Raw genomic sequence first — 13,779 nt, 5'->3', positions numbered from 1 at the left:
ACCGGATGTCCTGCTCACAAATGCACATTGAAAGCGAACCACAGACTTTACTCCGTGGCCGTCTTTGTTCAGACGCTATGATAAAGGATATCGTCCCGCTTTGGGGCTTTTTCGGGGATCGGATCGTTACCCGGATCATCATCGTGCCTCGCGGGACGAGCCTCCCCGTCAACCGGGGCCGATGACGGAGACTCATTCACCTGCCCCCCCTCACTTTGCTGACTATTAACAGCAGGGGACTCTTTGGGTGAAGCAACCACCGGACTGATTTGACGACACCACTTCGACGGTTCACCGCCATCACACAGGTTATCGAGCGAGGCCAGCGTGTAGGAAACCCCGATCACCGCCACCACCACCGGTAAAACCAGACGCATTACCCAATACCAGATACGACCGAACAGCCAGGGCGTCTTACCCAGAATACTGAATGACAGCGAGCGGGTCAGACACCAGCCGGTAAACAGAGCGATCAGGATGGCAACCAGCGGAATCAGTAAACCACCGGTGATCAGCTCCAGCCAGCGGAATAACGTCCCACCCGCCAGTTGGACATCAGCCCAGACGTTAAATGACAACAGGGTGCCCAGTCCGGCAAACCAAACCAGCACCCCCATAATGAAGGCCGACCAGCCCCGGGGCGACCCGGTCCACTCACGGAACCAGCCGACCACCGGTTCCAGCAGGGACAGCGAAGTGGTCCACACCACCAGGACCACCAGCAGGAACGCCGCGGCAATAATGAACTGACTGCCCGGCAAAGGGGCCAGGGCCACCGGCAGTGAAACGAACAACAGGCTGAAACCACGCGCATCATCAAAACTACCATCGATGGTTGCCGTGGCAAAAATAAGCACCCCCGCGAGAATGGCGACCAGGGTATCCATCAACACCACCGCAAGCACCGAGCGCTTCAACTTCACCCCGACCGGAGTGTAGGCACCAAAAATGGCCCACACACCCATCCCCAACCCAAGAGTGAAAAAGGCATGGAAAAGCGCAGCCTTGAGACTGCCGAGACTGACGTCCTCCGGCCGGAATTGCAGAATCGCAGCCATAGCCCCCTCCAGGCGACCATGCCAGCCTGCCAGGGCAAACAACCCCAGCAGCAGCAACAGGGAAGCCGGCACCAGCGACCGGAACACACGCTCCAACCCCCTGACCACCCCCTGAATGGACACCCAGACCACCAGCACGATGAAAAACAGGTGCCATGCCATGAACATCCGGTAGTCACGGGTATCCGACACCAGATCCGCCAATATGGCGGTGGCTTCCCGCTCTCCGGCATTGTTGAATACGCCCAGGGCGCCATAGAACACATAAGCCAGCGCAATCGAGCCAAAGACCGCAGTGTAGGACAGCACCAGAAAAGCCGCGATAATGCTGAGGCGCCCTGCAAACATCCACCATCGGGAGCAGCGGGCACTGCGAATATAGCCGTCCATCGCCAATACAATTCCGTGACGCGAATACCGGCCCATTGCGGATTCCGTCACCATCAGCGGCAGCGTCACCAGCAACAGGCACGCCAGGTACAGCAGGATAAACCACCCACCACCGTGCTGCCCGGCCAGGTAAGGGAACTGCCACAGGTTGGCAAGGCCCACCGTGGCACCGACGGCGGCCCAGAAAAAGGTCGACTTTCGGGTCCAGGACCCGATATGTGTTTGATATGGTGCAGGCATTCAACATTCCGACAGAGCTGAACTGACCATTGTAGCGGATGAATCTCCCTTGCTACGACCACCGATAGCTCTGTCACGCTGATTTCGTGACCGGTCTGGCACTCCTGGGCTACAATGCGCGCTTTCCCGGCGTGTACCATGCCCGGCAAATTTTTTATCCGAACCCGGATTATGGATTCATGAGCAAAAAGAAACCCGGACCCCAGAGCAACACTATTGCCCTGAACAAGAAGGCAAAACACGAATACCACATTGAGGAGCGTTTCGAAGCCGGCCTCGCCCTTCTCGGCTGGGAAGTTAAATCCCTCCGTGCCGGCAAGGCGCAGCTGACGGATGCTTATGTGCTGCTCAAGGATGGCGAAGCGTGGCTGCTGGGCTCGCACTTTACTCCGCTGATCACTGCGTCCACCCACGTCATTGCGGACCCGACGCGCACCCGCAAGCTACTGCTGCATGCCAAGGAAATCGCCAAGATCGTCGGCAAGGTCAACCAGAGCGGCTACACCTGCATTCCCCTGGCCCTGTACTGGAAACAGAACAAGGTCAAATGCGAGATTGCCCTGGTGAAAGGTAAAAAGCTGTTCGACAAACGGGCTACCGAGAAAGAGCGGGACTGGAACCGCCAGAAACAGCGCATCCTCCGCGACGCCAATGCCTGACCCTTGATGCGACAGATCTATGTCGCATCTGCAATCACTTTTACTCTCCCCATGATGGGCCTATACTCTATGGTCTGATCGCCGATATGCCACGATTCCGTGGCAGTGATGTCCGTTCGGCAAATGGATTGCTCACAGAACGGAGGCCCCATGTCTCAAAGCAAAACCGCCATGTCAGCCGTGGACCGGTCCTGGCTGCGCATGGACAGTCCCACGAACCCGATGATGATTGCAGGGGTCCTGATCTTTGACCAGCCAATCTCCATCAAACGCCTGAAACGAATCCTGCAGGAACGCTTTCTGTGTTTTCGCCGCTTTCGCCAACGCGTGGTTCGGGAAGGCGAGCGTGTGTACTGGCAGGATGACCCATTGTTCGATATCGACAACCACATTCATCGCGTCGCCCTGCCCGGTAACGGTGACAAGAGCGAACTTCAGGCGCTAACCAGCGATCTGGGAAGCACGGCACTCGATTCCCGCCGCCCTCTCTGGGACATCCATTACATTGATAATTACGACGGTGGCTGCGCCCTGCTGGTTCGCATTCACCACTGTATTGCCGATGGCATTTCGCTGGTACGAGTGTTGTTGTCTCTGACCGACAAGACACCGGAAACCAAACTCAGCCGCATCGCCAGCACCACATCGCCAACGGAACAACAGGTGGGCGGCAGTCTTCGCCGTTTTACCAACCGCGTGCTGGACAGCGGCCAAACCGCCGTGGAGCAAGGCCGACTGTTCCTCAGCTCGTTACGCAAGGAGCCGGATTACCCCATCAAGATGGCGACGGCGGCGGGTAATATCGCCATGGACCTGATCAAGCTCGGTGCCGCACGCTTTGAACCCAAAACCGGACTGCGCTCGCCCCTCTCTGGTCGCAAACAGGTAGCCTGGGCCGAGCCCCTGAGCCTGGCGGAAGTGAAACTCTGCGCCCGGGCATTGAAAGGCACCGCCAACGACGTCTTGCTGTCTGCGGCGGCAGGTGCACTACAACGCCATTTTCGGGAAGCCGGGGAACACATTCCGGAATGCGGCATCCGCGTGGCCGTGCCCTTTAACCTGCGTCCGCTGAATCAACCCATCGAGACGCTGGGAAACCAGTTCGGACTGGTCCTGGTATGCCTGCCGGTCGAGGTGACCTGCCCGCTCATGCGTTTCCGTCAGGTGCAGGAGAACATGAATCGCCTCAAACGCTCCTACCAGGCTCAGGTGACCTATAGCCTGCTGGATCTGTTTGGTCGCGGCCCCGATATCCTGGAGCGTCGTGCATTGGCGCTGCTAAGCAACAAGGCCTCTGCCGTGCTGACCAACGTGCCCGGACCCCGGGAAGCGGTCTACCTTGCCGGCGCCAAACTGGTCCAACCCATGTTCTGGGTGCCACAGAGCGGCAATATTGGCATTGGTATGAGCATCTTCAGCTACGCCGGCACGGTGCAGTTCGGTATCACCATCGACCGGGCCATCAACGCGGACCCGAATGCGGTCATGGGCTATTTCCGTGACAGCTTTGCTGAACTGAGAGACGCGGCCCTGCAGCGCAATGAGCCGACAACTGCCCAGACCGCCAGTTGAGGTAGGTACAAGTCCACTGGCCGGAAACATAAAACTTAACAAGGAAGCCCTTGAAGTTGCTGGAACCGGCCACATATACTGTGTGTAAGGGGACGACATGGCTTCGACGCTGGTGGCGAACCCTTGGGTGCATGTCGAGATGGCAGCCAATCTCGTTAATCCAAAGCTGCAACGCAATAGTCGCAAACGACGAAAACTACGCACTAGCAGCGTAAGCTGCTAGTCGTCCTGACCGGGTCGCCCGTAGCCCGGAAGCAACATCTCAGGACGTCATCGCTTACGGGATGCTCCTTTAACCAGAGTTCACTGGCTAAAGGCTAAGATTTAAAGAACTCGGTTCTTGCACCCTGGCTCTCGGGTCGCTTGAACTTAAATCAATAGAGAGACGCTAAGCATGTAGACCTCAAGGCTGAGTACTGGCGGACGCGGGTTCAATTCCCGCCGTCTCCACCAAACTCTCCGAAAAAGCCCCTGACTTCAGGGGCTTTTTTTATGCCCGGACTCCACCCGGCGCCGTGCCTCTCACCTTCCCGTTAGACCAATGGGGAATGCTACTGTCTTCCGGAGCGCCGGGATGGTAGTTTTCACTTTCTCTTGTAGCTCATCAGCATCCGAAGCGACAGCAAGCGAGACATTCTCACTATGCGGGATGACAACGACCCAACGACCATGCAGCAGCTTCTTGATCGAATTCGGGCATCCAGTGAGGGTTTGGAGCAGGTGCCGGTGGCAAACATTCTGGAGGCAGTCGGAGAGCGCTCATTCGGTCCGGTGGTATTGCTGGCGGGGTTGATTACGATTGCACCTCTGATCGGAGACATCCCCGGGGTGCCGACGCTGCTTGGCCTGGTGGTCGTACTGACACTCGGACAACTGCTATTCCGTCGGCATTCAATCTGGCTGCCGAGCTGGATTTCCGGGCGGCAAATACCCAGAGGGAAATTGGTAAAGGGTGTCGACTGGCTGCAAAGGCCGGCGCGGTTTCTGGATCGTATGACCAAACCCCGGCTCACATATCTGGTGAATGGCCCGGGGCTTTATGTGATGGCACTGATCTGCATAGCGGTGGCATTGGCCATGCCCGCGATGGAACTGGTGCCTTTCAGCGCCAATGGCGGTGGGGCAGCGTTGATGGCCTTCGGGTTGGCGATTGTCGTCCGGGACGGAGTGGTGGCGTTAATCGCGACGACAATCACCGGGCTGACTCTCTGGTTTATTGCCAGCACGTTGATCCTGTAGTCAGGCGGAAGGTGGTACAGTCACTGCGAGTGAAGCGATACTGGTCACTGACGCCATGAAGATGAAAAGCGGAATCAATTCCAGCATCGACGGGACGGTGCAGGCGATCCATGTGGCCAGGGGTGAACGCGTCACCCCTGGGGAAATCTTGATCGAGATAGGCTGATAGAAGGAATCAATATGGAACACATCATTCGTGGCGTACTGGATTTTCGGGAAAACGTCTACCCCGAGCGCAAGGACCTGTTCGGCGTCCTGGCCGATGGCCAGAGCCCGGAGGTGCTGTTTTTCACCTGCTCGGATTCACGCATCGACCCCAACCTGCTGACAGGGTCCAACCCGGGAGATCTGTTCATCTGCCGCAACGCCGGCAATATTATCCCACCTCACAGCAATGAGACCGGAGGCATGACCGCCTCCATCGAGTACGCGGTGGCGGTGCTCAAGGTCCGGCACATCATCGTCTGTGGCCATACCGACTGCGGTGCGATCAAGGGCGCGCTGGATGTTGGGGCACTGAAAGGTTTGCCTCACGTCAAGGAATGGCTGGGGCACTGCCGCTCCGCCATGGAAATTGTCCGGGAGCGCCACAACATTGCCACCGACGCCTGCCTCGACAGCCAGTACCTGAACGAAGCCATCGAGGAGAACGTGCTGCAGCAGGTCCAGCACCTGCGCACTCACCCGGCGGTGGCGGCGAAGCTGGCGACCCAGAAGATCCAGATCCACGGCTGGGTGTACGACATCAAATCCGGCGATATTCGCTGCTGCGGTCAGGACAGCCTGGAGTTCAAGAAGTTCGACGACTTCTATGCCGAGGAGATCAAACGGGTCAGGGAGAGCTAGGAAGGAAAAAAAGGCGGCAGCTCGAATCCCCTGGATTCAAGCTGCCGCCCCTTTATGAATGCCTCATTCCAGAACGGTAATGCCACCATCCTGATTGATAGCCCGCACCGACTCAACCGTCAGTGACCCCTTACCAACGAGGCCGGTTGCGCTGGCACTGCCGCTACCGCTGCTGCTATCGGTTGAAATGGCCGCTTCCACGGTGATTGTGTGATCGCCGGCATACAGGTCGGGAGCAACAAAATTGAAGTGATGAGCCGACATGGTGCTTTGAATCAATTCAATTTCTTCATCGGTGACCACGCAGTCATCTTCAATGGTGACGGTCAGCGAGTCATCGGTCACACCATCGCCATCCTGATCCGTGCTAAAGGTGCAGGATTCAATGACTCCACCCAGCACTGCGGTCAGTTCCTGCTCACGTTGATTGAAAGTGATGGTACCGGGTTCGGCAGGTACCCCATCAACGTATACTGTGACATCGATACCGGCCATGGCGCTGGCAGAATCTTTTTCGCCGTTTTTACCCTTTACCTGCGTCTGGGTGTAGAGACCGGTTTCGAGAGATACGCCAATCAACAGCTCTTTTTTATTGGCAGTATGGATCATCGTATCCATGACCACGGCTGAGCCGTTGGTGGTTTCATTCATCAGGGCGGTTTTGCTCAGGGTGGCGGAAAACTTCGAACCTTGTACAGCCAGTGCGGAAGTAGATACCAGAGATGCGGCCAGGGCGGGAATGACAATACGAGAAAACTTCATAAAAATTACCTATCTAATTAGTCCAGTCAAACTACCACTCTCCTTCTTGGTTGGTTTTGGTTCCTTCAACGTAGGATCCATACTAAAGGCGTTCTGCGACTGTTTCGGTTAATTCCATCACACCTCCTCCGTGAACCTGGTCATTTTTTGTACATGTTTTTTGCATTATTTTGCATTCTGCATTTCAACCGGCGAGAGCCTGGCCCGACACCACTCCGACACCACCTGGGCTATTGAGCGTCGCCAAGGCAAACAGTCGGTTTAACAGCAATCAGCCATGGAACCAGTTGAGCTTGACGGTTTCATATTCTTCCTTGCTGATCACCCCGTCCTCCGACAGCCTCCGCATTTCGGCAACCGCTAACGGAATTCGCTGCCTGCCCGATGGCAAGCCCCGTTGGGCGTCGGCAATGCTGGTCGACAATTCCTCGATAAAGGCATCCGCCCTCACCTTATCCGGCAGCCCCGCGTCCAGCCGGAACACGACCACATCGCTGTTGAGCGCAAGGAACTCAAAATAGTGCTGGCGCAGTTGCAGTGCGATCACGATCAGCATCAGTGCGGTGGCAAACGGCGGGATCAGCCACAAGGGTTCTGTCGGCAGCAGCGAGAACAGCGCAAGCGGGATGGTCAGCAGGCTGGCTGCCGCCAGCCATAGCCGCGACTTGTAGTCCTTGACCTCCCTGGGCGTCTGCTCCAGGAAGGCCAGGTCGATCACAGCCTCGGGCAGCGGTCGTTTCTTATGGTAGGCCTGGATCGACAGAAAGTGCCGATTAAAACGAGTGAACACAGTACCGGTCTTGCGGCGCACATTGGCTTGGCGAAACCGGCTATCTGCCTTCCAGGTGTCCCGCTGCGGAACCCCCCATCCCTGCCGCTCAAGTTCCAGATCCGGCAGGTTCCAGCGGTCAAGGTTTATAATTTCTGTCTGGTTGCTAGCCACTGTCACGGTTCGGCTTCCTTTTTTATTCTTGCGGGAATTCAAACTTCCCGGGATCGTTGAACAGGTGTGCGCCACTGTCGAGCCATTCGGCAATCAGCCGCAATTCGGCCCGGCTCAGCATGCCCTGGTGGCTCTCCCTGATGGTCGCGGTGCCTTCGACTTCCACTTCGTATTCGTCATCGTCCGTGTCATCGTCGAACAGGCTGAAGAAGCGGGCGCTGGCGATAGCACCCCGCCCACTCATCAAGCGGCGGCTGAAGCAGGTTCCGGGTTCGTGGTCGACACTCAGATCCCCTTCGACACCATTGGGGCACGCGCCCTCGGCATCCGGATCGGAGACTTCAACCCAGTCGCCGTTCTCCTGTTTCAGGTAGTAATCCGGCTCGAACAGCTCGACATAGGATTCAAGCTGACGGCCGTCCCAGGACGCGTGGCCATCACCCAGCAGCAGGTTGGTGCTGGCACCTCCGCCCCCTCCCCCTTCCGGGCAGGATTTGGACTCGGCTGCACGGTGGCAGTTCTGGCAGGAAGTGATGGCGTTGTTGTCATTGGGGTTAACCCGGCAGGCATTCCAGATTGGCTGGATGTGCTCCTGATAGTTGATGGTCGCCTTGCAGTCCGAAGTCCAGTCCGTGAGGCAGGACGGATCATCAGTCGGGACCGGGGTGGTCAGGCCGGCGTACGGAACTTCAAACGCCAGTGAGTCATCCGGCGGGTTATTCCAGAAATCCTCGTAGCTCAGGTTGTCCGCCCAGGTCGTGGGCAGATAACCCAGGGAGTCCGCCAGCGCTTCGGCCATGGTGTCCTTCCAGTTCTGCGCCAGGATCCTCGGATTGGCATTGGGGAACGGCATGGCATCGCCCGGCGCCCCGGGGTTGGCAGACGCCAGCTCCACATCCGTACGGGCATGGGGAATGTCGAGTTCCGGATCATGGCAGCCGTAACACTTGAGTATCTCTCCGTCCTCCAGCAGCAGCGAACTGGGATGCTGGGTCAGGTAATTGTAGTTGTACTGATCAGCAGCAATCAGGTCGACACGTTTGCCGTACTTGTTCACCACTTCAAAGGTAAAGCTGGTCTCCGCCGGCACTTTCACCATCGCCGAGCCATCAGGCTCAACCATGGCGTAGGAAAGTACGTCATACAGTCCGCGCCCCCCGGTGCCCAGTAAGGGCGTCAGCCCCAGCGGGGGCCGCGAGCCGTCACTGGGATTGAGGATTTCATTGGTGAGTATCGCCTGCTCCAGTTCCGGCGGGATGCTACGTTTGCCCAGCACGCGGATAAAGCGCTCGGAGCGGTCATCGGGCTGGGTCAGGGAGAGGTCCCGGCGAGTCTCGATACCACCGTCCCAGAGTTCCGCCATGTCGGTGCCGTCCCGGTCATACACACTGCGTATGTGGAACACCGCGGTGTCGTTCTCCAGATTCAGGTCATTCCGGTTGCCGGTGTAGGGCCGCGCCAGATCATTCCGGCTGGCTATCACAATGTCGGTATACAGTGCCCGCTCATGACCACGCACCACCGGCAGGCGGGTATTGCTGGCAGGGTCCACCATCCAGATGCCGTATTGGGGTTCGCCCAGGTTCTCTACGGTGGACGCACCCTCGCAGACCGCGTTGATCTCTTCGTCCTCAACCAGACACTGGGCCCAGCTGGCCAGCAGTCGTCCGCTGCCATCCCCATAGGGGGCGACGGCACTGTACCAACCGGACGGCGATACCTGATTGGGGAAGAAATTGACCAGACCCGGAGTCATGGATTCCTCTGCTTCACCGATGACGCTTTCGTCTACCGGCTGCCCCACCGCAAAGAAGTTCTTGCTGTTGATCTTGACCACATCGCCGCCATAGTTGGGGTTGTAGATATGGCGCATGATCGTGATCAGGTTGCCGTCATCCAGCGGGATCGGGTCCATGTAGTGAATGAAGGAAGCATCGTTAAACTCTTCACTGAGGCTTCCGAAGTAACGGTGCACGTTACCGCCACTGGGGGTAATGCGGTACATGCTGAGCACGTCTTCCACGAACACCCGCTCGTTTTCGACTTCACCTGCTAGCGAGGCACCGCATTTGTCTTCAACAGTCCATTCCTTGGACTCTTCCAGACCGGATGGGAAGCCGTTGCCATTGCCCTGACCGAACCCGCCGCCGTGGGGATGGGTATTGAAATTGGGGTCGTCGATATTTTCCAGCGTACAGTCTTCCAGGGTCTCATACAGGCGGCCAAACCGGATGAATACCACATGGCCGTCGTTCATGGTATTCGGCTCAATGTCATGAAACTCACCAAAGGTGATCTGGGCAAGTCCGGAGCCATCCCGGCTGACCAGATGCAACAGGGAAGCCGGTTCGCTGAAATCTTCCAGGTACTCACGCAGATCCAGCAGACGCCAGTCCCCCCGGGAATGTTGTCGCGACGAGGAGAATATGATGCGCCCCTCGTTGGTGTACGCGGGGTTGGTGTCCTGACCGGCATTGGCTATATCGTCATCGGCGAAGACTCGCCGTACCTGGCCGGAAGCGAAGGTATACTCGTAAATGTTCCAGGTACTGTGGGCGGTATTGCTGGCCGGTCCATGGGCCGCAAACACCATGCGCTCGCCGTCCGGTGACACGTCCACGTCTTTGACGTCATAGTTGCTGCTGCCGAAATAGCCCTTCAGGATATCCTTCTCTGACGAACTCAGGGCAATACGGTCCCGCACCATCAGCCGGGCACCGGGATTGAAAGCATAGGGGTCGCGGGGGTCCAGCGGTGGCCTGGCATTAACGGAGGAGGTATCGCCCATGTCCGGATAACCTCGCACCACATAGGCAAAAGGCTGGTCAGACATCATGCTCTGCTCATTGTCGCTCAGTTCGCCTTCAAAGCAGCCACCGAGCCCCAGAAACGCAATACCGACCAGTCCCAGGCCGATAACTCGCTTGCGCAATGTATTCATGATCTACCTCTCCAATATCAGAACCGCCAGGGCACGTTACGCCACCGGTCGTTCCGGTGGCGTAACGTGCCGGTCAACCAGGCATAAAATCGAACTTGTAGTTAACGGGCGTGGCGGCAACGTCCTCCGGACCGAAGGAAATCATCTGTATCCGTGCCAGCAACTTGGTCTCCAGCGTCTTGTCACCGAGCTGGCTGTCCACCAGCTTGATGCTGGAGATGCTGCCGTCAGGCTGGATCACAATGTGGAACACAAACTTGCCCTTGACGTTCGGGTCGCTTCTCAGCGCCCGGTTGTACAGGGCATAGATAGCGCCCTTGTGCTGCTCGAAGACCCGACGGATGGACTCCATATCCCGGCCACTGTCCACCGTCGATCGATGGGAACCGCCCCCACTCCCCGAGCCGCCACTGGCTCCAGTGCCGCCAGTGCCGCCCCCGATAGGGCTTTCCACCGCCTTGGAGGCGTGGCTGGCAAGCTGGGTGCCTGTTCCGGTGCTGTTCATCTCCGAACTGTTCACACCGCCACTGGTCTTGGTCGCCGAGGTTGCCCCGAGAACGGAACGGGCGGCCTTGGCAGCTGCGCCGGTCTCGACGTTGGTGTTGCGGGCCTGCAGCTTCGCCACATCGACGGAACTGCGGAGCGAGGACAACTCATCGGAGAAGGCCGCGACGCCCATCGTAGAGACCTTTTTCCGGGCCGCCTGCACTTCTTTCTTGGGGGCCGGTTTCGGCGCCGTCTCTTTCTTCGGCTTGGGCTGTTCGCTGACCTCTTCCTTCACCGGTTCCGGTGGTGGGGGCGGCGGCGCAACCTTGCGCTGTTCGACCAGAACTTTCGCCAGGGCCGGCGGAATGCGCTCCTGCTCTTCCCGCTCAATTTCCGGCAAAGGCAGCCATGGAAACACCAGCGCGAACAGCAGGAACAACAAGCCCAGGCGTTTAAGGATGCGCTTAAACCGGCTGTCTTCTTCCGCACTGGCGTCCCAGGGAAGGGCAAAATCGTAGGGTGTCGTTGTTAATGTCGTCATTTAATGCTCCCGGACTAGGCGCCGCCTCCGGCCACTCGTGAAACGGCCAGAGAGAGATCCCGGTAATTGGCCTTGGCGCAGGTCAACATGACGCGTTTGAGAATCTCGTAAGGCACTTCCTGGTCGCCCAGGATGGTCGCCGACCGCCCAAGGACCTTCTCTTCTTCGGTCAGCTCTGTGCGCTTCGAGGCCAGGAAACCCAGTTCCTGCTGCAGGCCGGCAATCAAACCGTTGCCATTCACCACATCTTCCATGGTCGCCACCGGCCGGCCATCCACGAGGATGTCTTCGTCGGTGATCAGCACCGTGATGGTCTCCCTGGCTGCCTCCTGGGCGGTGGAATCAGGCAGCGTTATATCCTTGTTAACCTTGAGAATTTCGTTGCTGCCAGAATTCAGCAGCAGGAAAAAAACCAGGATGGTGAAAATGTCCATCAGCGACACCAGGTTCAGCTTGGCCGGTTTCATGAACTGCTTGTGCTGCCCCTGAAGGCTGAATGACGTCAGTTTCTGGTCGATCATGACTTCCCTCCCTTCTTCGGCGCGTCGCCCAGGGAAATTTCCGGGAACAGCTCAACATCCACCTCATCGGCCACCACCACGGTCTTCGCTGAACGCAGGGCGTCCATGGTGGACACCAGTGACTGGTAGCTGACGCCAGCTTCGGACAACAGCAGTGCGTCGCGCTTGTCGACGTTGCTGGCCGCCAGTTTGCGCTTGATTTCCTGCAGCACGGTGGAGAGGGTCTTGAAGTCGTGACGACTGGCTTCAGGCTCCTTACCCTCGATGTTATCGATGGTCTTCACCAGGCGACCGCTGGGGTAGTAGACCTCAATAGCGGACTCCCGCAGCACCACTTCCAGTTGGCGGTTTTCCTCCGCGCTGGAGGTCTGCGCACCGGTCAGGTCCGGCAGGTTCAGTTCCAGGATGGCAATGTGATTGAACACCATGCTCATCAGCAGCACCGGCACCAGCACGATCATCAGGTTCATGAACGCGGTGATATCGATGTCGGCTTCTTCGAGCTCTCTTCGCTTGGAAAACATAGTTTCACACCACTGTTGTTCAGGCGTCTGACTCGCGTGTTGCCACGGATGCACGGTTGCTGCGAACGATGGAGTTGAGGAACTTCACGCCAGCCATCTCGATGCTTTCGACAATTTCCAGGGTCTTGTTCTGCAGCAGCGAGTGGATCAACAGCAGCGGGATGGCAGCCATCAGGCCGAACGCGGTGGTGTTCATCGCTACCGAGATAGACTGGGATAGCAGGGTGGCCTTGTCGGCCGGGTCGGCATTGGCTACGGCCGTGAAGGCGGCAATCAGGCCGATGATGGTACCGAGCAGGCCCAACAGGGTGGCGATGTTCGCCAGGGTGGACAGGTAGTTGGTGCGCTTGGACAGCCGGGGGATGCTCTCCATCACACCTTCCTGCATGGCAGCGTGTATATCATCACGACGAGGAGACGAACGCTTGGTGTCCAGCGCCACGGACAGCAAACGGCCAATAGCGGAACCGTTGCCTTGCGCCGCTGTCTCGGCCTGATCAAATTGCTTTTTATCCACCAGCGGAAGCAATTCCGAGTAGGCTGCCCGGTTGGCTTGATAAGCGCGCTTGAGGAAGAACCAGCGTTCCACTGCAATCGCCAGCCCCACCATCAGTATCAAGGCAATCGGAAGCATAAATGCACCGCCGTCCTGGAAAAAAGAAACGATTGTTGAATAAAGGTTCATGGTCTACACCCCACAGCTAGCTATTTGATTGGTTTGTGTGTTTCTGCTTGTTGGCTCACTCATGAGAAGAACCCAACGGTTCTTCCAGAGAAAGTTCGTCGTAAAACTGCATGGTTCGTGAGTGAATATCCCGGTCGACCACCTCAAACACCCGTCCTGAGACGGAGGTGATGGAGCGGTACAGCTTTTCCGGTCCCTCCGGCGGCTTCCAGGGAATGAAATAACTTACCGAGGGCTGTTCCTTGTCACCGACAAAGGTGCTTTCCAGGTCAATGTCTTCCTGGGCGCTCACCGCCGTGGCGAATGTCAGGGTCAAAAGGACCGTGACAGCGACCAGCGGCGAGCCGGGTCGCGCGATGTTTTTCCACATGG

General features: G+C 57.8%; 13 protein-coding genes, 1 other RNA gene and 1 pseudogene. 6 read left to right on the top strand and 9 right to left on the bottom strand.

The window, feature by feature from the left end:
- Positions 1-68: 68 nt before the first annotated feature.
- On the bottom strand, positions 69-1,688 hold the full coding sequence (locus tag Q0Y21_RS01225; protein WP_297790761.1) for a sodium-dependent transporter: 1,620 nt from the start codon (positions 1,686-1,688) through the stop codon (positions 69-71).
- Positions 1,689-1,867: 179 nt separating this feature from the next.
- Here Q0Y21_RS01225 and smpB point away from each other — a divergent pair, with 179 nt between their 5' ends.
- The 6 genes and pseudogenes from smpB to Q0Y21_RS01195 all read left to right on the top strand — a co-directional run bounded on the left by smpB (position 1,868) and on the right by Q0Y21_RS01195 (position 6,004).
- Positions 1,868-2,347, top strand: a complete 480-nt coding sequence (gene smpB / locus Q0Y21_RS01220) for an SsrA-binding protein SmpB (RefSeq protein ID WP_012136896.1) — start codon at positions 1,868-1,870, stop codon at positions 2,345-2,347.
- 150 nt (positions 2,348-2,497) lie between these two features.
- Positions 2,498-3,919, top strand: coding sequence for a wax ester/triacylglycerol synthase family O-acyltransferase (locus Q0Y21_RS01215; protein ID WP_297790759.1), 1,422 nt, complete (start codon positions 2,498-2,500; stop codon positions 3,917-3,919).
- Positions 3,920-4,007: 88 nt separating this feature from the next.
- Positions 4,008-4,372, top strand: a transfer-messenger RNA (tmRNA) gene (gene ssrA / locus Q0Y21_RS01210).
- 189 nt (positions 4,373-4,561) lie between these two features.
- Positions 4,562-5,158 (top strand): exopolysaccharide biosynthesis protein, encoded by a 597-nt coding sequence (locus Q0Y21_RS01205; RefSeq protein WP_297790757.1) that lies wholly within the window; start codon positions 4,562-4,564, stop codon positions 5,156-5,158.
- Positions 5,159-5,165: 7 nt separating this feature from the next.
- Positions 5,166-5,324 (top strand): annotated as a pseudogene (locus Q0Y21_RS01200) (biotin/lipoyl-containing protein); the annotation flags it as partial.
- Positions 5,325-5,338: 14 nt separating this feature from the next.
- Positions 5,339-6,004 (top strand): carbonic anhydrase, encoded by a 666-nt coding sequence (locus Q0Y21_RS01195; RefSeq protein ID WP_297790755.1) that lies wholly within the window; start codon positions 5,339-5,341, stop codon positions 6,002-6,004.
- A gap of 63 nt (positions 6,005-6,067) precedes the next feature.
- Here Q0Y21_RS01195 and Q0Y21_RS01190 read toward each other — a convergent pair whose 3' ends face one another.
- The 8 genes from Q0Y21_RS01190 to Q0Y21_RS01155 all read right to left on the bottom strand — a co-directional run bounded on the left by Q0Y21_RS01190 (position 6,068) and on the right by Q0Y21_RS01155 (position 13,777).
- The gene (locus tag Q0Y21_RS01190; RefSeq protein ID WP_297790753.1) at positions 6,068-6,766 is read right to left on the bottom strand and encodes a hypothetical protein; all 699 of its coding nucleotides are present in this window, start codon (positions 6,764-6,766) and stop codon (positions 6,068-6,070) included.
- 271 nt (positions 6,767-7,037) lie between these two features.
- Positions 7,038-7,715, bottom strand: coding sequence for a hypothetical protein (locus tag Q0Y21_RS01185; protein WP_297790751.1), 678 nt, complete (start codon positions 7,713-7,715; stop codon positions 7,038-7,040).
- Positions 7,716-7,731: 16 nt separating this feature from the next.
- Positions 7,732-10,650, bottom strand: coding sequence for a hypothetical protein (locus tag Q0Y21_RS01180; protein ID WP_297790749.1), 2,919 nt, complete (start codon positions 10,648-10,650; stop codon positions 7,732-7,734).
- 73 nt (positions 10,651-10,723) lie between these two features.
- Complete coding sequence (locus Q0Y21_RS01175) at positions 10,724-11,677, bottom strand: AgmX/PglI C-terminal domain-containing protein (RefSeq protein ID WP_297790747.1); 954 nt, start codon at positions 11,675-11,677, stop codon at positions 10,724-10,726.
- A 14-nt stretch (positions 11,678-11,691) separates the two neighbouring features.
- The gene (locus Q0Y21_RS01170) at positions 11,692-12,198 is read right to left on the bottom strand and encodes a biopolymer transporter ExbD (protein WP_297790745.1); all 507 of its coding nucleotides are present in this window, start codon (positions 12,196-12,198) and stop codon (positions 11,692-11,694) included.
- On the bottom strand, positions 12,195-12,722 hold the full coding sequence (locus tag Q0Y21_RS01165; protein ID WP_297790742.1) for a biopolymer transporter ExbD: 528 nt from the start codon (positions 12,720-12,722) through the stop codon (positions 12,195-12,197). Before Q0Y21_RS01165 ends, Q0Y21_RS01170 begins: the two co-directional genes overlap by 4 nt.
- Before the next feature lie 19 nt (positions 12,723-12,741).
- Positions 12,742-13,356 (bottom strand): MotA/TolQ/ExbB proton channel family protein, encoded by a 615-nt coding sequence (locus tag Q0Y21_RS01160; RefSeq protein WP_297790740.1) that lies wholly within the window; start codon positions 13,354-13,356, stop codon positions 12,742-12,744.
- 106 nt (positions 13,357-13,462) lie between these two features.
- Positions 13,463-13,777 (bottom strand): hypothetical protein, encoded by a 315-nt coding sequence (locus Q0Y21_RS01155; RefSeq protein ID WP_297790738.1) that lies wholly within the window; start codon positions 13,775-13,777, stop codon positions 13,463-13,465.
- Positions 13,778-13,779: the final 2 nt, after the last annotated feature.

Origin of the sequence: uncultured Marinobacter sp., assembly GCF_947259545.1 — a bacterium.
Classification (GTDB): Bacteria; Pseudomonadota; Gammaproteobacteria; order Pseudomonadales; family Oleiphilaceae; genus Marinobacter.
The sequence above is the reverse complement of the archived record's forward strand: the minus strand, read 5'-3'. Positions and strand labels throughout refer to the sequence as shown.